Source organism: Catellatospora sp. KI3, from assembly GCF_029948125.1.
Classification (GTDB): domain Bacteria; phylum Actinomycetota; class Actinomycetes; order Mycobacteriales; family Micromonosporaceae; genus Catellatospora.
Map to the genome: position 1 here is coordinate 182297 of NZ_JASAMB010000005.1, position 20209 is coordinate 202505.

A 20209-nucleotide genomic window follows, 5' to 3' on the forward strand; every position below is an offset into this window, starting at 1 on the left:
CCGGTCAGGGCAGCCAGTAGTTGCCGCTGGCGACGATCATGACCTGGAGCTGGATGCTGGTGGAGTAGTAGTCGCTGCTGGTGAACGACGTGTTGACCATCTTGGTCCAGAGCGAGTCGAGCCAGGCCTGGCTGCCGGAGTCGGTCATCGCCGCGACCGCGAACGGGGCGAAGAAGGCCGGCTCGCTGCCGGCGCTGATCTGGGTGCCGCTCAGCGAGTAGCCGACCGCGATGCTGTTCGGATTGCCGCCGGTCTTCGACTTGATCCAGGTGTTGAGCTTGCGCGCCGAGGCGAGCGAGGCCGCCCCGCCGCCGGTGACCGCGTCGGTGCCGATGCGCCACGGCGTGCGGCAGGAGTTCCAGTAGTACTTGCCGTCGTTGGGGTCCTCCAGCACCTCGCCGGGGGCGGGCTTGGCGGTGGTGTTGGTGTTGACCACGAAGTCGGGCAGCAGGCCGGTGCTCGGGGCGTACTGCGTCTGCAGGTTGGTGATCAGGTTCTGGTGGCTGGTGCGTACGGTGTCCCAGAACGTGTCGCCGGTGGCCGCCTTGAACGCCCGGAAGTGGTCCAGGTGGAAGTCGGACGGGCGGGTGGTCCAGTACAGCGGGTCGCCAGAGGTGCTCCAGTCGCCCAGCAGCATCAGCTTCGTGGTCGGGTTGACCTCGCTGGCCTTGATCGCGTTGATGTGGTTGACCGCGAGCTGCCTGTAGTTGTACGTGCCGGTGCTGCCCCACTGCTTGTCGGCCATGAGCAGGCCCAGTGCCACGTCGAGGTCGCCGTCGGTGGCCGAGTCGGAGCCGTTGACGCTGGTGCAGTTGACGTCCTGCTCGGCGGCGAGCAGATTGGCGTTGTTGACCGACGGGTGGGCCAGCATGTACTTCACCATGCCGTCGAACACGGTCTTGGCGTTCGCGTCCGCGCCGGCCATCAGCGCGGTGACGACCATGCCGTAGCCCTGCGCCTCGGCGACGTACGGGTGGTCGGCGTCGGGTGAGATGACCTCGTACCAGCCGTTGCCGCAGTTCTGCTTGACGAACGCGGCCTTCCACTTGTTGTAGTACGTCACCACGGCCGCGTCCAGGGTGGACTGCGCGCCGGTCGGCTTGAGCGTGCCCGCGGCGTACGCGTACTGGTGGCTGCCGAACGGGATGGCCGGGCCGGTGCCGGTCGAGCCGGTGGTCAGGTCGAGGTAGTCGAGGTTGGCGGTGCCGGCGGCGCTGGTGGCGGTGATCCGCACGGTGTTGCTGCCCGCGTTCAGTGTGACGGTGAGCGTCTTGGTCGCCCAGGTGTCCCAGTTGCCGGTGGACCCGAACGCGGCGGCCGCCGCCACGACGGCGCCGTTGACGGCGATGTCGGCGGGGCGGCCGGTGGTGGTGCCGTTGCTGTAGCGGATCGCGACGGTGGCACTGCCCGCGCTGGGTGCGGTGACGGTCCACTGCACGTAGCTGCCGGTGACGTTGTCGGTGTTGACGAAGCCGGTGCCGGAGTAGCCGAGGTGGTTGGCCTCGGCCACGCCCTGCGAGATCGCCGCGTTCTCGGCCTCGTACCGGGTGGTCGCGGCGGCGGCCTGGGTCAGCGGTGCGGCGGCGGTCAGGACCAGGGCGCCGAGTAAGGCGGCGGCCAGGCGGTACGCCGTCCGTGGTGCGGTGCGCATGTGACTCCTTCGGTCACGGTCCGGCCGGGGCCGGACGGGAGCGAGCACGGTGCCTGCCGGATAGGCAAACTGACTTACTGTTCGACTGATGAGGATGTTAAGTACGTAAATCGCGCGGGGTCAAGCGTTGTGCGCCCGCGGATCGGCCGTTCGGGCCGAAGTGGCGGCCCTTGACACCGGATAGCGCGGTGGCGATAGTAAGCCTACTTGCCTATTGAGTTCTTAGAGATCACCGGACCTGTCCGGTGATCTGCTCGGCGCGCCACCGATCCGCGAGACCCACCCCAGAGGAGCGTTCCTTGTCTACTTCCGCCACCAGGCTGGCCGCCGTCGCGCTGACGGCGGGCCTGCTGCTGACCGCCGCGGCCGGGTGCACCCCCGGCGCGGCCCCGGCGCCGGTCGCCAGCGCCGGAGTCGAGCCCTCCGGCGAGGTCGAGTTCTGGCACTTCTTCACCGACCGCGAGGCCAAGGCCGTCGACGACATCGTGGCCGACTTCCAGACGAGGTATCCGAAGGTGAAGGTCGTGGTGAAGGGCGGCCAGGACGACACCAAGATGCTCCAGGCGATCGGCGCGGGCCAGGGTCCCGACCTCGGCCTGAGCTACTCCACCGACATCGTGGGCAAGTTCTGCTCCTCGGGCGCCTGGACCGACCTCGCGCCGTACCTGCAGCGCGACGGGGTCGCGATGGACCGGTACCCGGCGGTGGTGAAGTCCTACACCGAGTTCCGGGGCAAGCGGTGCGCCATGCCGTTCCTGGCCGACGTGTACGGCCTGTACTACAACAAGAAGATCTTCGCCGAGGCCGGTGTCACCGCCCCGCCGAAGACCCTCGCCGAGCTGACCGACCTGGCCAAGAAGCTGACCGTCCGCAAGCCCGACGGCACCATCGTGCGGGCCGGGTTCCTGCCCAGCTTCGGCTTCTACGAGAACTCCCCGGCGCACCTGGCCCCCGCGGTCGGCGCGACCTGGCTCAAGGCGGACGGCACGTCGGCCATCGGCAGCGACCCGAAGTGGCGCGAGCTGTTCGCGTGGCAGAAAGAGCTGGTCGACTGGTACGGCTACGACAAGCTGGAGAGGTTCCGCGCCTCCCTCGGCGACGAGTGGGGCGCCGACAACGCCTTCCACAGGGGCAAGGTGGCCATCGCGGTGGACGGCGAGTGGCGCATGGCGTTCCTGCGCGACCAGGCCGAGGATGTGCCGTTCGGGGTGGCGCCGCTGCCGGTGACCGACCCGGCCCGCTACGGCGCCGGCTATGTGACGGGCAACGTCATCGGCGTGTCCCGTACCGCGAAGAACCCGGAGGCGGCCTGGGCGCTGCTGAAGTTCCTCACCAGCGACACCGCCGCGATCGTGAGGCTCAGCAACGGCATCCGCAACGTGCCCACCACCAGTGACGCGCTGGCCAGCAAGGACCTGGTGGTGGACCCGGAGTTCCAGGTGTTCCTGGACATCTTCGCCAACCCGGGCACCACGACCACCCCGCCGAGCGTGGTCGGCGCCGCCTACCAGGAGGAGCTGTCGGCGTTCCTCCAGGAGTACCAGTCCGGCAAGAGCACGGATCTGGGCGCCGGACTGGCCAGGGTGGACGAGCAGATCGACAACCTCGTCAAGCTGGCCGGCTGACCGTGGCCACCGTGGTACGCGCGGGTGCCGGGTCTCCCGGCACCTCCCGCCTGCTCTCGCTCAGGACGCGGCGCAGGCTCACGCCGTACGTCTTCGTCGCCCCGGTCCTGCTCGGCCTGGTCGTGTTCCTGGTCTACCCGCTGCTGGCGGCGGTCTACTTCTCCTTCACCCGGTTCAACATGATCGAGGCGCCGGAGTGGGTGGGCCTGGACAACTGGCGGTTCCTGCTGACCGACGACAACGTCGTCAAGGCGGCCCGGAACACGCTGTGGCTGGTCGTGGTGATGGTCCCGGCCCGGATGCTCGGGGCGCTGCTCACCGCGATCCTGCTCAACCAGGTCAAGCGCGGGCGCAGTGCCTACCGGACGCTGTTCTACCTGCCCGCGCTGGCGCCGCCGGTTGCCGCCACGCTCGCCTTCGTGCTGCTGCTCAAGCCGGGCACCGGCCCGGTCAGCACGTTGCTGAGCCACCTCGGCGTCAGCGATCCGCCGCTGTGGTTCAACGATCCGGACTGGTCCAAGCCGTCGCTGGTGCTGCTCGCGCTGTGGGGCGTCGGCGACCTGATGATGATCTTCGTCGCGGCGCTGCTGGACGTCCCGGTCGAGCTGCACGAGGCGGCCGCGCTGGACGGCGCGGGCACCTGGCAGCGCTTCCGGTACGTCACCCTGCCCGGCATCTCGCCGGTGCTGCTGTTCGCCGCGATCACCGGGATCATCGGCACCCTGCAGTACTTCACCCAGGCGGCCGTGGCCGCCAGCGTCGCCTCCGGCGCGGTCACCGGCGGTGGCGGCATCTCCGACACGTTCGGCTACCCCAACGGGTCCACCTTCACCTACCCGCTCTGGCTGTACGTCGTCGGCTTCCGCTACCACGTGCTCGGCTACGCCAACGTGCTGGCAGTGGTGCTGTTCGCGGTCTCCATCACGGGCACCCTGATCCTGCTGCGCCGATTCCGGGAGTATGCGAAGTGAACGCCAAGAAGCAGCCGTTCCTGCTGCTGGTCGCCCGGCACAGCGTGATGATCGCGCTGGCGGTCATGTTCGTCGCCCCGGTGCTGTTCCTGGCGCTGACCTCGTTCATGACCAGCGACCAGGCGCTGACCTCGCAGCTGTGGCCGACGACGTGGCACCCGGAGAACTACGCCGACGCGTTCAGCCGGGCCCCGCTGCTGCGCTACCTGCTCAACACGGTGCTCTACGCGGGGCTGGCCACGGTGTTCATGCTGCTGGCCAGCGTCCCCGCCGCGTACGGGCTGGCCAAGCTGCGCTGGCGCGGGCGGCAGACCACCATGATCGCGATCATCTGCATGATGATGCTGCCGCCGCAGGTCACCACGGTGCCGCTGTACCTGTTCTGGGCCGATGCGGGCCTGACCGGCTCGCTGTGGCCGCTGATCCTGCCGATGCTGGCCGGGGACGCGTTCTCCATCTTCCTGCTGCGCCAGTTCATGCTCACCATCCCGGACGAGTACCTCGACGCGGCCCGGGTGGACGGTGCGGGGGAGTGGCGCACGCTCTGGCAGGTCATCGTGCCGATGGCCCGCCCCGGCATCGCGGCGGCGGCCATGTTCCAGTTCTTCTACGCCTGGAACGACTACTACGGCCCCCTGCTGTACGCCAGCGAGAACGAGCAGGCCTGGACCGTCTCGCTCGGGCTGGCCGGCTTCCGCAGCCTGCACCACGTCGAATGGCACCTGGTCAGCGCGGCCACCATGCTGACCATCCTGCCCGTCCTGGTCGTCTTCTTCTTCGCCCAGAAAGCCTTCGTCCAGGGCGTCACCCTGACCGGCGTCAAGGGCTGACCGCCGCCCGCCGCCCGCCGCCCGCCGCCCGCCCGCGCGAACGGGCGGCGTGCAGTTTCGGGGAAAGTGCAGGAATCTCGGCCGGGATTCCAGCACTTTCCCCGAAACTGCACCTAAATGCGGTGAGGGGAGGGACACGGTGGGGCGATACTGGGCGCGCCATGCGTACCAGTGAGGACATCTACCACCGGGTCCGGTGGGACCCCCGGTTCGACCCCGCCCGCTTCGTGCTCGGGGTCTCGCAGCGCACCGCGGCTCCCAAGCGGGTCGCGCTGCCCGCCTTCGTGCCCGGCGGCGACATCCCGTGGCACCGCGTGCTCTACATCGAGGCCGACGGGGAGATCGTCTGGGACCGCGCCGCGGGCGTGGACCGCCTCGACTCCAGCACCGCCGGCCGGGTCCGGGACGAGCAGGCGCTGCGGGCGCCGTTCTTCACCGCGGGTACGGCGTACACCTGGCGCGACGGCTGGCAGCCGACGGTGGCCGCCGCCGCTGTGCCGGGCCCGCCCCGGCTGCGGGTGCTGACCTGGAACACGCTCTGGGACCGCTACGACGGCGAGCTGATCGACACCGCGCTGCGGCGGCCGCTGCTGCTGGCGGCGCTGCGGGCCGCCGACGCCGACGTGATCGCGCTGCAGGAGGTCGAGCCGGCGCTGCTGGACCTGCTGCTGGCCCAGCCGTGGGTACGCGAGCGGTACACCGTCTGCGCCGACGTGCGCGAGGTCGAGCAGTGCGGACTGGTGCTGCTCAGCAGGCTGCCGGTGCGCGAGGTCGGCTGGCACCGGCTGGGGCCGTACAAGGCGCTGACGGCCGTCGCCGTCGACGGCGCGACCGGCCCGCTGGTCGTCGCGGCGACCCACCTGACCAGCGACCACGCCGAGGGCGGCCCGCAGCGGCGGCAGGCCGAGCTGACCCGGCTCGCTGAGGGCCTGGGGGGTGTCCCGGGCGACCTGGTGCTGGTCGGGGACTTCAACGACGGCTCCGACGGGCTCGCGGGCACCCTCGGACTGGGCGACGCCTGGACGCTCGTACACGGTCCCGAGGACCGGACCCCGACCTTCGACCCGGTCGCCAACCCGCTCGCGGCGGTGTCGTCGCTGTCCGGCCGGGCCTCGCGGCTGGACCGGATCATGCTGCGCGGCACGGCGCGCCCGGCCGCCGCACTGCTGCTGGGCGACCGGCCGCAGCCCCATCCGGCCGGTGCGGCCGACCGGGTCCTGTTCCCGTCCGACCACTACGGCGTGCTCGCCGAGCTGGACTTCGGCGACGCCGCCGGCGCGGTGCTCGACGCGGCGCCCACGGCCCGGACCGCGCTGGCCTGGCTGCCGCCCGAGCGGCTGTGGCCGGCGCTCCAGCAGCTGCGGGCCGAGCACGACCCGAGCTTCGACCGCTGGCCGCCGCACGTGAACATCCTGTTCGGATTCGTGCCCGAGGCCGCGTTCGAGCAGGCGGCGCCGCTGCTGTCGGCGGCCGCGGCGGAGCTGGCCCCGTTCACCGCGACGCTGGCCGGGGTGCACACGTTCGGCCACCGCGACGACGCCACGGTATGGCTCGACCCGGCCGCGGCCGGCGAGCAGCCGTGGGCACGGCTGCACCGGGTCTTCGCCGACCGGTTCCCGCGCTGCCGGGGGCGGGCCGAGGGCTACACCCCGCACCTGACGCTGGGCCGCAGCCGCGACCCGCAGCAGACCGCCGCCGCCTGCGCCGCCCGGCTGGACCCGGCCGCCGCGCGGGTCGGGGAGCTGGTGCTGCTGTCGCGGCGCGGCGACGAGCCCATGCGCCCCCGGGCCGTGCTCACCCTGGGCACCGGCGAGCTGCGCTGGCTGACCGACCCGCCCGCGCCCCAGGCGCTGCCGTCGGCCGCCGACACGTCCAACGCAGCCGGACCGTCGGCCGCCGACACGTCCACGGCCGCCGGACCGTCGGCCGCCGGATCGTCCATCGCGGCAGCTGGTCCTCGGTCGGGGCCGCCGGCCGCCGGGTCGGCACCGGCCGCCACCAGCCGATCGGACGCCGCCGCCGCGGCGCGGATCGTGGCGGCGGTGCGGGCCGCGCTACCGGAGGCGGTCGTGCACGTGGTCGGTTCGCGGGCGCTGGGCTGCGAACTGCCGGGCGGCGATCTCGACCTGGTGGCGGCCCTGCCGGGCGAGGTGCCCCCGGGCGGCATCCGGCCCCGGGTGGTCGCGGCCCTGCCCGACGCGGTACGGGTCCGGCAGGTCACCGGCGCCCGCGTGCCCGGCCTGCGCCTGTCCGCGTACGGGCTCGACGTGGACCTGGTGCTGGTCGGCACCGGTGCGCTCGACCCGGACACGGCGGTGGCGCGGCGCGACGAGCTGGGTGAGGCGGCCGCGATCGCGCTCAGCGCGGTCTCCGACGCGGCCGCGGTCGAGGCCGCCGTCGCCTCCGACCGGGCGGCGTTCGTCCAGCTCGCCCGCGAGGCCAAGGCGTGGGCCAAGGCACGCGGTCTGGACGCCGCGCCCTTCGGCGGCCTGCCGGGTCTGGCGTGGACGGTGCTGGCGGCCCGCACCGTGCGCGCCGCGGGCCCGGCCGAGCCCGAGCAGCTGCTGCGCCGCTTCTTCGGCGACTGGGCGGCCTGGGACTGGCGCGACCCGATCGCCCTCGATCCGACCGGCGGCGCCGCGGCGGTGTCTGCTCCGACCGGGCCCGGCGGAGGCTCGGACGTGGGCCCGGACCGCCCTGCCGCGCCGCCGTGCACCGTGCTGACGCCGACCGCGCCGGTGCGCTCGTGCACCGAGCAGGTGGGCTCCGGGCTGGCGGACCTGCTCACCCAGGAGCTCTACCAGGCGTGGGAGCTGCTGGAGGAGGCGGCCGGGACCGGCGCCGACGCCCGGCACCTGCTGTCGGCGCCACCGCCGCTGCACCGCCGCCACGCCGCGTGGGCGGTGGTCTCCGTCCGGGCCGAGCACCCGGACGCGCTGGCGGAGCTGCTGGGCCGGGTCCGGGGCCGGATGCGGGCGCTGCTCGCGGCGCTGGAGGCGGCCGGTGCCACCGACGCGCACGGCTGGCCGCGCCCGCTCGGGCAGGGGCCGGTGGTCCGGTTCGCGATCGGGTTGGGCGCACGGCCGCCGGACGCCGCGGGGCTGGCCGCCGTCGCCGACCGCTGGGCGGGCGACCTGCCCGGCGTGGAGATCGCCCTCGCGGACGGCGGTGGCGTCCCCACGCTGCGCTGACACCTGTGGGCGGTGCGGGTCCCATCGGCGACCGATGGGACCCGCACCCGAGTTCTCTCACGTGTATGGCCGGTGCAGAGTCCTGTCCCGGTTGCGCCGACCGCCCGCCGGCAGCCTCAGGGGGTGACCGTCAGCGGCACCGGCAGGCCCTGCACGACCTCCAGTACGGCGCGCTCGCCGAGCGGGCGGCTCAACCGGACCGGGGCCTGCCGGGCGGCGCCGATGGAGGCGCAGGTCTCGTCGGCCGCGTGCGGTCGGCTGAGCACGATGACCACCACCGCGGTGTCGGACTCGACCGCCTCGGTGCTGTAGTCCACCCCGCACGGCTGGCTGGCCGGGCCGGGACTGCCGGTGAAGTGCGCGACCAGCTGCGAGCGGTCGGACGAGACGGCTGCCCACTCGACCGCCAGCCCGCCGGGGGCGTGGTACGGGTCCCACGACGGCGGGACCACCGTCACCGTCGCCCCGGCGCCGACGGCGACGCGGACGATCCGGACCGCGCTGCCCTTGACGGTGAACTCCCACCGGGGCACGGTCGCCGTGCCCTGGGTCGTCTCGATCGGGCCGGCGGTGAGCACGGCACCGGTGACCTCTATCGGAGCACAGCCGCCGCAGTCGTTGCCGCGGCCGTCCACCGCTATCGCGGCGATCGCCTGCGCGGGCGTCAGCAGGGTGTACTCCCTGGTGACGCCGTCGGACCAGACCACCTTGCCGCGTGCGTCCCCCGGCGGCAGCGCCTTCACCGCGACGATCTGCCCGGACGCGAGGGCGAGCTTGTGGTCGCCGTTGTCGGGCTCCCAGTCGCCGAGCTGGTCGGTGAGCGGGCGTACCGGCACGAACAACCGCCCGCCGCCCGCGGACCTGACCGCGGCTTCATACCGGGCCAGCGCGTCCTGTGCCTGCTGGCGCAGCCGGGGCAGGCCGTCGCCGTCGGTGCTGCCGCCGCCGCCCGGTGCGGCCTCGCCGCCGCGTCCGGCGCAGCCGCCGAGGGCGATCACCGCGGCCAGCAGCAGCGGTGCCCAGTGTCGTCGAGCCATCACGCTCACCTCCGCCGACCTTCGACGCGCGCCGGCCCGTCCCCGCTCCCGGGCGGCGCGATCCGGCGCGTTCAGTCCGTCAGGCGCAGCCGGGCCAGGGCCGCCGCCTGCGCTCTTCGTGCGGTGCGGGTGCGCCGGTTAGGGTCGGTCCGGTGAGCGCGACCTGGGATCCGTCCGCGACCGGGGTGCTCCGGCTGCCGTCGGGGCGGCTGGTGCGCGGCCGCGCGCTGCGCCGACCGCTGCCCGACGGCCCGCGCCCCGACTTCGGCCTGTACCTGCTCGGCTACGAACCGCCCGCGGTCGGCTGGCCGGCGCGCTGGCTGCACTGGCGGGACTTCCGGCTGCCCACCGACCGCGCGGCGGCTGTCGGCGCGCTGCGGGAGGCATGGGCGCGGGCGGCGTACGAGCGGGTCGAGGTCGCCTGCGCGGGCGGCCGCGGCCGCACCGGCACCGCCCTGGCCTGCCTGGCGGTGCTGGACGGCGTCCCCGCCGCCGAGGCCGTCGCCTACGTGCGCGCGCACTACTCCCGACACGCCGTGGAGACCCCGTGGCAGAAGCGTTTCGTGGCCCGCCTGGACGTCGCCGCCCAGCCCTGAGACCGCCGTCCGCGGTCATTTCGCGGCCTCGCAGCGCGGCGCCCGACCGCAGACGGCGATCATGGCGGCAGCGGCCGACGGTCCTGCCGGACCGGCCTCACCGGCGCCGCGGGTGGGCGACGTGGCATCATCTCGGCCATGTTCGAGCTCGACGAAGACCCCGACCGGATCGCGCTCGCCTTCCAGGAGGAGGACGGGCAGGTGCTGCGCGAGATCGTGGCGGTCCGGCGCCTGGGCGGCGGCCTGATCGAGCTGCGGTCCAGCCCTGGCCTGGTGATGGGCTGCGCCGAAGGTGACGTGATCATCCTGGAGGGCATGGGCTTCCAGGTGGTACGCCGCGGGCCGAACCTGTGCGTGCAGGCCTACGCCGAGCAGCTCACCGACGAGGTGGGTGCGCGGTTCGCGGCGGCCTTCGCCGGGCTCGGCGGCCGCGTGGACGTGCCCGCGCACCGGCAGTTCATCGTGGTCACGGTGGCCGCCGACGCGGGCGCCGACGCTGTCGAGGCGATCATGGAGGAGCTGGCGGCGACCGTGCCCGGCCTGGAGTGGCAGTTCGGCAACGCCTGACCGCGACCGGGTCCCAGCTGTGGGAATAGCCGCCGGGGCGGGGCGGTTGCGCTCGACTGTCGCATCGCAGGGGAGAAGGTTGGGCATGTCCGCACCGCTGGAGTTCGCGCTCGACACGTTCGGTGACGTCACCGTGGACGCCGACGGCGCCGCGGTGCCGTACCCGCAGGTCATCCGCAACGTGGTGGAGCAGGCCGTGCTGGCCGACCGCCTGGGCGTGGACGCGTTCGGCATCGGCGAGCACCACCGCGCCGACTTCGCGGTCACCGCGCCGGAGATCGTGCTCGCGGCCATCGCCGCCCGCACCGAGCGCATCCGGCTGGGCACGGCCGTCACCGTGCTGAGCTCCGACGACCCGGTCCGGGTGTACGAGCGCTTCGCCACCCTTGACGCCGTCTCCGACGGCCGCGCCGAGATCATCCTCGGGCGCGGCTCGTTCACCGAGTCGTTCCCGCTGTTCGGCTACGACCTCGGCCAGTACCAGGAGCTGTTCGAGGAGAAGCTCGACCTGCTCGACCGGCTGCTCGACGAGGGGCCGGTCACCTGGCAGGGCGAGCTGCGCGCCGGGCTGACCGACCAGCACGTCTACCCGAAGACCGCGTCCGGCCGCATCCGCACCTGGATCGGCGTCGGCGGCAGCCCCGAGTCGGTGGTCCGCGCCGCGCGGTACGAGATGCCGCTGATGCTGGCCGTCATCGGCGGCCAGCCGGAGCGCTTCGCGCCCTACGTGGACCTGTACCACCGCGCGCTCGCCGAGTTCGGCGTGGCGGAGCTGCCGGTCGGACTGCACTCGCCCGGCCACGTCGCCGACACCGACGCCCGGGCCCGGGAGCAGCTGTGGCCCCACTACCGGGTGCTGCACGACCGGATCGGCCGCGAGCGCGGCTGGGGGCCGACCACCCGGGCCCGGTTCGAGGCCGAGGCCGACGCCGGTTCGCTCTACGTCGGCTCGCCCGAGACGGTGGCGGCGAAGGTCGCCAGGACGGTGCGCGCGCTGGGCCTGTCCCGGTTCGAGCTGAAGTACAGCTCGGGCACGCTGCCGCACGAGGCGATGATGACCTCCGTCGGCCTGTACGCCGAACAGGTCGTCCCGCGCGTACGCGAGCTGCTGTCCGCGTCGTAGCCCCGGGCGTGGCGCAGCTGCGGAGCGGGTGCCTGACCGGGCGCGCCCGGCCACGCCGAGGTCAGCCCACGTGCTTGACGGCCAGGAAGCCGAACAGGTCCGGTACGCCACCCGGCCCGGCCTCGGCGGTGCGTACCAGCCGCAGTCCCGCCTCGCTGACCGTGTTGAGCAGGTCGGCGAGCGGGATCTGCCAGCCGCCGACCCGCGCCCGTACGCCGCGCGGGTTCCACGTCTCGAATGTGTGCCCGCGTTCGGCGTAGCGCTGATCGACCACGACCCTGGGCGCGTCGGCCCAGTCCGCGAACGCGCCCACGAAGCACGGGTGCACCCCCAGGTGCGCGAACCGCCCGCCCGGCCGCAGCACGCGCGCGATCTCCGCGACGACCTTCCCGTACTCGGGCACGTCGGTGCTGGCCAGCACGCACACCGCCGCGTCCACGCCGCCGTCGGCGATCGGCAGCGCCGTGGCGTCGGCCACCGCGACCGGTAGCCGGGCGGCCGCGTGGCGCAGCTGCCCCCGGGACAGGTCCACCCCGATCGCGGTCCAGCCGAGCGCGGCGACGGCCGTTGCGTGCGCCCCGGTGCCGCAGCAGACGTCCAGGCAGACGCCCTGGCCGGGGCCGAGCAGGTCGGCGAGGGTGCGGTGCACCCGCCCCAGGTAGTCACCGGCGGCCGGGGACATGAAGTCGTGGTACCAGTCCGCGTGGGCGTCGTACGCCGCCGAAACTCCCATGTGGACGACGCTAGCCGCGTCGCGGCAGGGTGACCGTCCTGTTCGCTCTGAGCGTCGGCAGGGCCGCGCCCCGCACCGCCGCGCGGACCTCGTCGGGTGAACCGTGCGCGTCCACGACCGTGAACCCGGCGAACTCCGGCAGGCCGCGGTAGGCGGCGTCGGCGGCGCAGAGGTAGGCCAGCTCCTCGCGGTCGATGCCGCGCAGCTCCACCCGGCGCTGCGCCTCGGCCGGGTCGACGGCCAGGTAGCAGACGACATCCGGGCGCGGGAACAGGCGGTACGCGAGGCGGGCGAGCCGTTCGCCGCGCTGCCCCCGGGTGCGGATGGCGGCGTACTGGCAGTACGCGTACCGGTCCATCACGGCGACGCGGCCGCCCAGCCGGGCGCCGAGCACGGTCCGCGCGATGGCCAGCCAGCGGATGGTCGCCTCGGCCAGCAGGTTGCCGCCCCGGCCGAGCAGCGCGGGGCCGTCGGCGCGGCCGAACGCGCGCGCGATCCGGCTGATCACGGGCCGCCCGCCCGCGTTCTCGTAGTACGCGGCGGGCACGCCCGCCTCGGCCAGGTCGCGGGCCAGCTGCCGGGCGAGGGTGGTCTTGCCCGCGCCGTCGATGCCGACGATCGCGATGAGCACGGGTCGGGGCACCGCACGATGCTAGCCGCCGCGCCCAAGCATTCGGATTCGGGCAGGTCAGGGCCGCCGCCTGGGGTTTGCGGGACAATGGCGGGGTGCGGGCCATGCGAGCCCGCGTGGAGGTCTGGGCCGATGACGCACTGGAGTGTCGACGTCAGCATCGCCGAACCGGACGCGGAGGGGCACACCCGCGCGGTCGCCCGGCTGGTCTCCGGACCGGACGCCCCGCCACTGGACGGCGCCGGGGAGGCCGTACGGACCAGGTTCGACGAAGACGTGCCGGAGATCGGCGCCGAGCTGGCCGCGGGCCGGGCGCTCATCGCGCTGGGGCGGCGGCTGCTCGCCCAGGCGGACGCCGATCTGGAACGGGCCCCCGCGTGAGTGTGACCGGCGGTGTCCCGGCCGTGGCGCCGCCCGTGCCGGACCTGGACCTCCGGCCGCTGCTGCTGGCCGAGTTCGAGCCGGTGCCCGAGCCGCTCGCCGACGCCGGTCCGGGCGTACGGCAGGTGCTGGTGGCCTCGGCGTCGAAGTACGAGTCGACCCGGGAGGTCGCCCAGGCGATCGCGGCGCAGCTGTCCGGGCGCGGGCTGGAGGTCACCGAGACCGACGTGGACGAGGACAGCAACCTGGTCATGACCTCGTTCGACGCGTTCGTGCTGGGCAGCGCGGTCTACGCGGGCCAGTGGCTGCAACCGGCCCGCTGGTTCGTGCAGCGGCACGAGCCGGTCCTGGCGGCCAGGCCGGTGTGGCTGTTCTCCAGCGGACCGCTGGGCCCGCCCTCGACGTGGGAGGAGCCGGTCGACGTGGCGGGCATCGCGGAGGCGACCAGGGCCCGCGAGCACCGTGTCTTCGCGGGCCGCCTCGACCCGGAACGGCTGACGGCGGCCGACCGGGCGGTGGCGGCCGCGCTGCGCGCCCCGGAGGGCGACTTCCGCGACTGGACCGCGATCCGGTCCTGGGCCGGGCACATCGCCGACGCGCTCACCGGCGGCGGCCCGCAGACCATGGTCCAGACCGACACCGCCCCGAACTGAGCGCCGCGCCCGGGCGTGAAGAAGGGCCCCTTCCACCTCGCAAAGCGATAAGAAGGGGCCCTTCCTTGCCTCGACCGCGCGGGGCGGTGGGCGTCAGCGGCGGGCGGGCTCGGCGGGTGCGACGGCCTCCGCCTCCGCCTCCGCCTCGGCCAGGGCGCGGGCGTCGCGGCGGTTGGCGACCAGGCTCGCGACGGTGACGATCACCAGCACCGCGATGATCACGCCGAGCGAGAGCAGCGTCGGCACCTCGGGCAGGGCGGGCCACACGCCGTGCGCCCAGTGCAGCACCAGCTTCACGCCGATGAAGGCCAGGATGATCGCCAGGCCGTGGTTGAGGTAGCGCAGCTTGCCCAGGGCGTTGTGCAGTACGAAGTACAGCGCGCGCAGGCCCAGCAGGGCGAAGGCGTTGGTGGCGAAGACCAGGTACGGGTCCTCGGTGACGCCGTACACGGCGGGGACGGAGTCGACCGCGAAGACGATGTCGGTGAGGAACACCGCCGCCACCACCAGGGCCATCGGGGTGAGCGCGCGGACGCCGTCACGGCGCACGGTCAGGCGCGAGCCGTGGTACTGCTCGGTGACCGGCATGAACCGGCGCAGCACCCGCACGCCGCGCATCCGGTCGATGTCGATCTCGTGCGGTCCGCCCCGGACCGCGTCGCGCATCACCTTCACGGCGGTGACCAGCAGTACGGCGCCGAACAGCACGAACGCCCAGGTGCCGGTCTTGAGCACGGCGGCACCGGCGGCGATGAACACGGCCCGCAGCACCAGCGCGCCGACGATGCCGTAGAGCAGCACCCGCTGCGCGAGCGCGGCGGGCACCGCGAACGCCGTCAGGAGCAGCATGAACACGAACAGGTTGTCCACGGACAGGGACTTCTCCACCACGTACCCGGTGAAGAACTCGACCGCGGGCGTGCCGCCGTAGCGCGACCAGACGAAGAAGCCGAAGGCGACCGGCAGGGCCAGGTAGAACACCGTCCAGCCGACCGCCTCGCGCATGCTGACCTCGTGCGGTCTGCGCGTGATGACGAAGTCGAGCGCGAGCAGGCCCAGCAGCACGACCACGGTGATCGCCCACAGCCACGGCGTGCCGATCGTGGCGGCAGCGGCGGTCGGGGCGGCGACGAGGGTGTCGACGGGCATGACGAGACTCCAGACGTTGATGTCTGAGGTCTCCCTCGCCTACCGCGTGCGGCAGGCGTCCGTCCGGGGCCGGCTGGGCCGGTCCGTGATGACCGGAACGGATCTGGTGAGGTACTCCCCTCGGACGCCGAGGATAACGGCCCTACCTGGGAACTTCCTGAATCCGACCCCTCCCGCCCCACCCGGCCCGCGAGCCCCGGCCGAACCGAAGATCGCTGGCCGGGGCGGGGGTCTGTTTACTCGGCCGGGGCGACGGCGTCGAGGGCGGGCATGTACCTGCGCCAGGGCCCCACGTCGGTGCGGTAGCGGCGGGCCAGGACCTCGCCGACCTGGCCGAGGTGGGTGAGGTCGTGGGCGACCCAGGCGGCCAGCAGCTGCCCGAGGCGGACCTCGCCGAGCTCGGGGTGGCTGCCGGGGCGGTCCAGGTCGGCGTCGGTGAGGCCCCGCGCGGCGAGCTGTTCCAGGCTGCGGCGGCGGGCGTCGGCGAACGCGGTGAGCAGCTCGTCGACGGGCTGCGGGGCCTCGCGTAGCATGGCGACCCGGTCGAAGGGCTCGAAGGCGCGGCCGGTGCCGTGTTCGATGATCATCTGGGCGCGGGGCAGCCAGTTCGTGGCGTCGCCGTGGCGCAGGTGGCCGAGGATGTCGTACGCGCTCCAGGTTTCGGGGCCGTCGTCTCGGTGCAGCCACTGCCGGGGTAGGCCGGACAGCAGTGTGCGCAGGGTGTCGGGGGTGCGGGCCAGCATCGCGGTGGCGTCGGCCAGTTCCATGCGCGCCATGCTACCGCCGCCGTGATCAACTCGTGACCTTCCGTCCCGGGTGGCCTGCCCTAATATGCGAGCGTGTTTCACAATCGCCGTCCCCCGCGTCCGTTGTCGCTGCTCGCCGCCGTGCTCGTCCTGCTACTGCTCGGCGCCGGAGTCGCGTACGGCGTCGGCGACGCGCTCGGGCTCAGCTGGGCCCCCGCCACGGTGCCGCAGGAGCACCCGAGCGCCGCGCCGGTACGCCAGGCCGTCCCCGCTCCGGCCGTCGCGACCGTGGTCGTGCCCGACGAGCTGCGGCTGGCCAAGGCCGGTGCCGCCGTCGCCGACGCGATCGCCGCGCGCGGGCTGCCCCGCCCGGCCGTCGCCGCGCAGGCCGGGACCGGTCCGGCGGTGCGTACGCGGATCGAGGCCGCCCCGGATGCGGCGCCCGAGTCCTACGCGGTCGCCTCCGCCGGGGCCGACGTCACCGTCACGGCCGCCGACCAGGCCGGGCTCGCCGCCGGGCTGTACGCGGTCGCCGACCGGATCCGCTCCGGCAACGCGCCCGTCCCGCCCGGCGAGGACGGCAAGCTGATCACCCCGCGCCTGGGCCTGCGGCTCACCGACGCGGGCTCGGTCGGCCGCGAACCGGACGCGGCGGCGTTCGCGGCGGGCACCGACTACTCGCTCAACACCGACATCGTCGGGCAGGCGCTGCTGCCCCGGGCGCCGTGGGTCGACGCCGCCGCGGTCGAGCGCATCGGCACCCAGTTCCGGCAGTACGTCGACCACGCCGCCGCCCAGGGCTACAACGGCGTCGTCCTGCCCGGCTTCCTGGAGTACGTCACCTTCGCCGGGGTCGGCGACGGCCGGGCCGTCTACCCGGCCGGGGACCCGCACGTGGACCGGGCCAAGGCACTGGTCGCCGCGTTCGGCCCCGTCTTCCGGTACGCCGACGACATGGGTCTGCGGGTCTTCCTGCTCACCGACATGCTGGCCGTGTCGCCGCCGCTGGAGCGCTACCTGCGCGCCACCACCGGCGGCCTGGACACCGCCGACCCGAGGCTCTGGGCCGTCTACCAGGCGGGCCTGTCCGAGCTGTTCCAGTCGCTGCCGTTCGTCGACGGCCTGATGGTGCGCATCGGCGAGGGCGGCGAGGTGTACGCCCAGAACGGCTGGGACTTCTCGTCGAAGATCGCCGTCACCACCGACGAGTCGGTCCGGGCCATGCTCCGGGCGCTGCTGGCCACGGCCGGGCAGGCGGGCAAGGACGTGATCTTCCGGACCTGGACCGTCGGCGTCGGGGCGGTCGGCGACCTGCACACCAACCCCGAGTCGTACCGGCAGGTGCTCGGCGGCCTCGACGACCCGCACCTGATCGTGTCCACCAAGTACACCCTCGGCGACTTCTACAGCCACCTGCCGCTCAACACCACCCTCGCGGAGGGGACGCAGCGGCGGATCGTGGAGTTCCAGGCCCGGCGTGAGTTCGAGGCGTTCGGCTCGCTACCCAACGACCTCGGCCCGCTGCACCAGCAGGCGCTGCGCGAGTTCCTGGCCGCCAACCCGCGCGTGGAGGGCGTGTGGAACTGGACCCAGGACGGCGGCCCGCTCCGGGCCGGACCGATGTCGCTCTACCTGCGCACCGGCTTCTGGCAGCTGTACGACCTGAACACGTACACCACCGCCCGGCTGGCCTGGAACCCCGACGCCGACCCGGCGCAGCTCACCGCCGACTGGGCCTACCGCACCTTCTCCGCCGACCCGGCCACGGTCGCCGCGATCGGCCAGGCCATGGCGCTGTCCCGGGAGGCGGTCAGCAAGGGCCTCTACCTCGGCCCGTACGCGGACAACAGCGTCAAGGCGCTCGGCCTGGAGCCGCCGCCGATGATGTGGATCTTCGAGTGGGACATCCCCACCGGCGACTCGGCCGCGCTGGACAGCATCTACGCCGTCAGCGCCGGACGCGTCGACGAGGCCGTCGCCGAGGGCGAGCAGGCGACCGGGCTGGCCCGGCGCATGCGCGACCTGGTCGCCGCCACCGACCCGGCGGCCTGGCGCGACCCCGAGCTGCGCAAGCGGTTCACGCAGACGCTGGACTACCAGGTCAACCTGTTCGAGACCCTGGGCGCGTACCGGACCGCGGTGCTGCGGCACACCCAGTGGCTCGACACCGGCGACCAGGCCGCCTACGACGCGTGGCGGCAGGCCGAGACGACCTACCGGGCCGCCCGCGAGCTGCACAACGGGCGCTACCGCGGCAACGTGGACCTGCCCGCGTTCAACTTCACCGCCGCCGACCTCGGCGCAGTCCGGGCCGACCGCGACCCGGCCATGGCCTGGGTCGCCCGCATCCTGCTCGTCCTCATCGCGCTGGTGGTGCTGTGGGGCTGGCGCGGGGGCCGCGCGGCGCGGGCGCTGTGGCTGGGCGCGACCCGGCCGTGGCGCCTGGCCGACCTGCCCACCCCGGACTCGCGGCTGGACCGCGTGCTGGTGTGGGCGATCCCGGCACTGGTGCTGGTCGCCAGCCGGGCCGCGCTGACCTGGTTCGCCGCCCCGGCGCACCTGCTGGTCACGCTGGGCGGGTGGCTGCTGTTCGCCCTGGTGGTGCGGCTGATCGTCGGCCGCCGCGACCCGTTCCACGCCTGGGCGGTCATCGGCGGCGTGGCCCTGCTGCGCAGCGTCCTCCTGCTGGCGGCGCTGGCCACCCGGGGCCCCGGCCGGTACTGGTTCAACTTCTGGACCGACCCGACCCTGCGCTTCGCCTACATCACGGTCGCGTTCGCCGCCTTCGGCTGGCTGTTCGTCGCCACCGCCCTGGTCCTGCGCACCCGCTACGGCCTGCTGCGCCGCCGCGCCGTGGGCACGTCGCTGGCCGCGGCCGGCACGGCCCTGGCGGCGCTGTCCGGGCTGGTGGCCGCGATGGGGCTGGAGCGGGCGCTGACCATCTGGAACGACCAGATGGCGCTGCTGCCCTGGGGCCTGTCCCGGATCCTCGGCATCACCGTCTACCTGGGCATCCCGGCCGAGCTGCCGGTCGCGGCGATGATCGCCGGGCTGGTGCTGCTCGGCGCGGGCGCCGTGATCTCGGTCGGCCCGAGTCGCGTGCCCGCCCGCCCCTAGGCGTCGCCCGCCGCCGCGCCCCGCTCTGGTGGGCGCGGCGGCGGGCGATCACCGTCCGCGGTCATCTCGTGGCGTCCGGGCGGGCGGATGGACCGCAGGCGGCGATCAACCCGCCGTCGCCGCCGTGTCGTCAGGGCGGGGCCTGGCCGGCAGCCAGAGCAGGAGGGCCAGGGGAATCACGCCGACCGGGTACCAGAGCAGGTCGACCGGGTCGAACTGGACGCCGAGCACCAGCCGGGCCAGCAGGCTGCGCTGGGACAGGTACGCCGGAACGCCGGTGAGCTGCGAGCACTCCACGGCCCAGCAGAACGCGACCGCGACCGCCCCGGCGACCAGCGGCCGGATCCGGGGCCACAGCAGGAAGACCCCGGCGTAGACCATCGACGCGTACAGCGCGGTGCCGGAGAACTGCTCGACCGGTCCGTCCCACAGCGCCCGGATCGCCAGCGCCACGGCCAGGAACCCGGCCGCCGCGACCAGGGACAGCACACGGATCACGCGGGGGTTCGACAGCATCCGGGCATGGTAGCCGCCGCCCCGGGCGCGTCAGGTCGTGGCGGGCCGGGGTGCGGCCGCGCGCAGCCGCGACCGCCGGTAGCACGGGAAGGCCAGCGCGATCAGCAGGGACAGCAGCGGGGCGGGGGAGCCGAACAGGGCCTTCCACACCACGAAGTCCAGCACCGGAACCGCCACCGCGGCCCAGTACAGCCAGGCGGGCAGGGCAGGGGCGCGCCAGCGCGGGTCGGTCCACGGGGTGTGCCGCCAGGGCTTGGCCACCGACAGCCAGGCCTGGAACGCGATCGTCGCGGCCATCAGCGCCGACGACGCGATCTGCACCCCTGCGTCGCCGCCCACCAGGGCGTCCAGCCGCGGGCTCAGCACGAACGCGCCGACGACCAGCTGCGTCAGCGTGAGCACGAACTTGACCAGTACCCACCAGTGCCGCAGGTAGCCCCACGCGGTCAGCCCGGACAGCATCAGGCCGGTGAACGCCGCCGAGGTGCCCAGGTGCGCCAGCAGCTGCTTGTCCAGCACCCGGGCGGAGTCGTAGCCGCCGGGTCCGCTGAGCAGCAGGACGCACAGGGCGAGCGCGAAGCTCATCCAGCCGATCGACGTCACCGCGTGCAGCCATACCAGCGACTGCCGCCCCCACTGCCCACTCCTGCGTGCCACGGCTGACAGCCTCGCCGCCGTACGGCCGCGGCGCA

General features: G+C 73.8%; 18 protein-coding genes. 10 read left to right on the top strand and 8 right to left on the bottom strand.

Annotation, left to right across the window (positions count from 1 at the left end):
- Positions 1-4: 4 nt before the first annotated feature.
- Positions 5-1651, bottom strand: a complete 1647-nt coding sequence (locus QEZ54_RS11105) for a glycosyl hydrolase family 8 (protein WP_281304452.1) — start codon at positions 1649-1651, stop codon at positions 5-7.
- Between the two features lie 299 nt (positions 1652-1950).
- Here QEZ54_RS11105 and QEZ54_RS11110 point away from each other — a divergent pair, with 299 nt between their 5' ends.
- From QEZ54_RS11110 to QEZ54_RS11125, 4 genes are all read left to right on the top strand, one after another.
- Positions 1951-3276: an ABC transporter substrate-binding protein gene (locus QEZ54_RS11110; protein WP_281304453.1), complete on the top strand. Its 1326-nt coding sequence runs from the start codon at positions 1951-1953 to the stop codon at positions 3274-3276.
- 2 nt (positions 3277-3278) lie between these two features.
- The gene (locus QEZ54_RS11115; protein ID WP_281304454.1) at positions 3279-4247 is read left to right on the top strand and encodes a sugar ABC transporter permease; all 969 of its coding nucleotides are present in this window, start codon (positions 3279-3281) and stop codon (positions 4245-4247) included.
- Entirely contained in the window at positions 4244-5077 is an 834-nt protein-coding gene (locus QEZ54_RS11120) for a carbohydrate ABC transporter permease (RefSeq protein WP_281304455.1), read from the top strand. The genes QEZ54_RS11115 and QEZ54_RS11120 overlap by 4 nt, the downstream gene beginning before the upstream one ends.
- A 161-nt stretch (positions 5078-5238) precedes the next feature.
- Positions 5239-8268 carry a poly(A) polymerase gene (locus QEZ54_RS11125; protein WP_281304456.1) on the top strand — a complete coding sequence of 1010 codons (3030 nt, stop codon included), beginning with the start codon at positions 5239-5241 and terminating at the stop codon, positions 8266-8268.
- 116 nt (positions 8269-8384) lie between these two features.
- Here the strand turns inward: QEZ54_RS11125 and QEZ54_RS11130 are convergent, their stop codons facing one another.
- Positions 8385-9305, bottom strand: a complete 921-nt coding sequence (locus tag QEZ54_RS11130; RefSeq protein ID WP_281304457.1) for a hypothetical protein — start codon at positions 9303-9305, stop codon at positions 8385-8387.
- Positions 9306-9457: 152 nt separating this feature from the next.
- On the opposite strand from QEZ54_RS11130, the gene QEZ54_RS11135 reads away from it, so the two are divergent.
- The 3 genes from QEZ54_RS11135 to QEZ54_RS11145 all read left to right on the top strand — a co-directional run bounded on the left by QEZ54_RS11135 (position 9458) and on the right by QEZ54_RS11145 (position 11591).
- The gene (locus tag QEZ54_RS11135) at positions 9458-9901 is read left to right on the top strand and encodes a protein phosphatase (RefSeq protein WP_281304458.1); all 444 of its coding nucleotides are present in this window, start codon (positions 9458-9460) and stop codon (positions 9899-9901) included.
- Between the two features lie 138 nt (positions 9902-10039).
- Positions 10040-10468, top strand: a complete 429-nt coding sequence (locus tag QEZ54_RS11140; protein ID WP_281304459.1) for a DUF4265 domain-containing protein — start codon at positions 10040-10042, stop codon at positions 10466-10468.
- Between the two features lie 85 nt (positions 10469-10553).
- Positions 10554-11591 (top strand): LLM class flavin-dependent oxidoreductase, encoded by a 1038-nt coding sequence (locus tag QEZ54_RS11145; protein ID WP_281304460.1) that lies wholly within the window; start codon positions 10554-10556, stop codon positions 11589-11591.
- Positions 11592-11652: 61 nt separating this feature from the next.
- Here QEZ54_RS11145 and QEZ54_RS11150 read toward each other — a convergent pair whose 3' ends face one another.
- Together QEZ54_RS11150 and QEZ54_RS11155 are read right to left on the bottom strand one after the other, a co-directional pair.
- Positions 11653-12324, bottom strand: a complete 672-nt coding sequence (locus QEZ54_RS11150; protein WP_281304461.1) for a class I SAM-dependent methyltransferase — start codon at positions 12322-12324, stop codon at positions 11653-11655.
- Positions 12325-12334: 10 nt separating this feature from the next.
- Positions 12335-12967, bottom strand: a complete 633-nt coding sequence (locus QEZ54_RS11155; RefSeq protein WP_281304462.1) for a dTMP kinase — start codon at positions 12965-12967, stop codon at positions 12335-12337.
- A gap of 120 nt (positions 12968-13087) precedes the next feature.
- Here QEZ54_RS11155 and QEZ54_RS11160 point away from each other — a divergent pair, with 120 nt between their 5' ends.
- Both QEZ54_RS11160 and QEZ54_RS11165 read left to right on the top strand, forming a co-directional pair.
- Positions 13088-13336: a dsRBD fold-containing protein gene (locus tag QEZ54_RS11160; protein WP_281304463.1), complete on the top strand. Its 249-nt coding sequence runs from the start codon at positions 13088-13090 to the stop codon at positions 13334-13336.
- A complete protein-coding gene (locus QEZ54_RS11165) occupies positions 13333-13989 on the top strand; it encodes a flavodoxin domain-containing protein (RefSeq protein WP_281304464.1) in 657 nt (218 codons plus the stop codon). The genes QEZ54_RS11160 and QEZ54_RS11165 overlap by 4 nt, the downstream gene beginning before the upstream one ends.
- A 93-nt stretch (positions 13990-14082) precedes the next feature.
- Here QEZ54_RS11165 and QEZ54_RS11170 read toward each other — a convergent pair whose 3' ends face one another.
- Both QEZ54_RS11170 and QEZ54_RS11175 read right to left on the bottom strand, forming a co-directional pair.
- Positions 14083-15138 (bottom strand): TerC/Alx family metal homeostasis membrane protein, encoded by a 1056-nt coding sequence (locus tag QEZ54_RS11170; RefSeq protein ID WP_281304465.1) that lies wholly within the window; start codon positions 15136-15138, stop codon positions 14083-14085.
- A 236-nt stretch (positions 15139-15374) separates the two neighbouring features.
- Positions 15375-15905 (bottom strand): DinB family protein, encoded by a 531-nt coding sequence (locus tag QEZ54_RS11175; protein ID WP_281304466.1) that lies wholly within the window; start codon positions 15903-15905, stop codon positions 15375-15377.
- Between the two features lie 72 nt (positions 15906-15977).
- Between QEZ54_RS11175 and QEZ54_RS11180 the strand changes: the two genes are divergently transcribed.
- Entirely contained in the window at positions 15978-19001 is a 3024-nt protein-coding gene (locus QEZ54_RS11180) for a hypothetical protein (RefSeq protein WP_281304467.1), read from the top strand.
- 105 nt (positions 19002-19106) lie between these two features.
- Here the strand turns inward: QEZ54_RS11180 and QEZ54_RS11185 are convergent, their stop codons facing one another.
- Positions 19107-19517, bottom strand: coding sequence for a DUF2809 domain-containing protein (locus QEZ54_RS11185; protein WP_281304468.1), 411 nt, complete (start codon positions 19515-19517; stop codon positions 19107-19109).
- A 30-nt stretch (positions 19518-19547) separates the two neighbouring features.
- On the bottom strand, positions 19548-20174 hold the full coding sequence (locus tag QEZ54_RS11190; RefSeq protein WP_281304469.1) for a hypothetical protein: 627 nt from the start codon (positions 20172-20174) through the stop codon (positions 19548-19550).
- Positions 20175-20209: the final 35 nt, after the last annotated feature.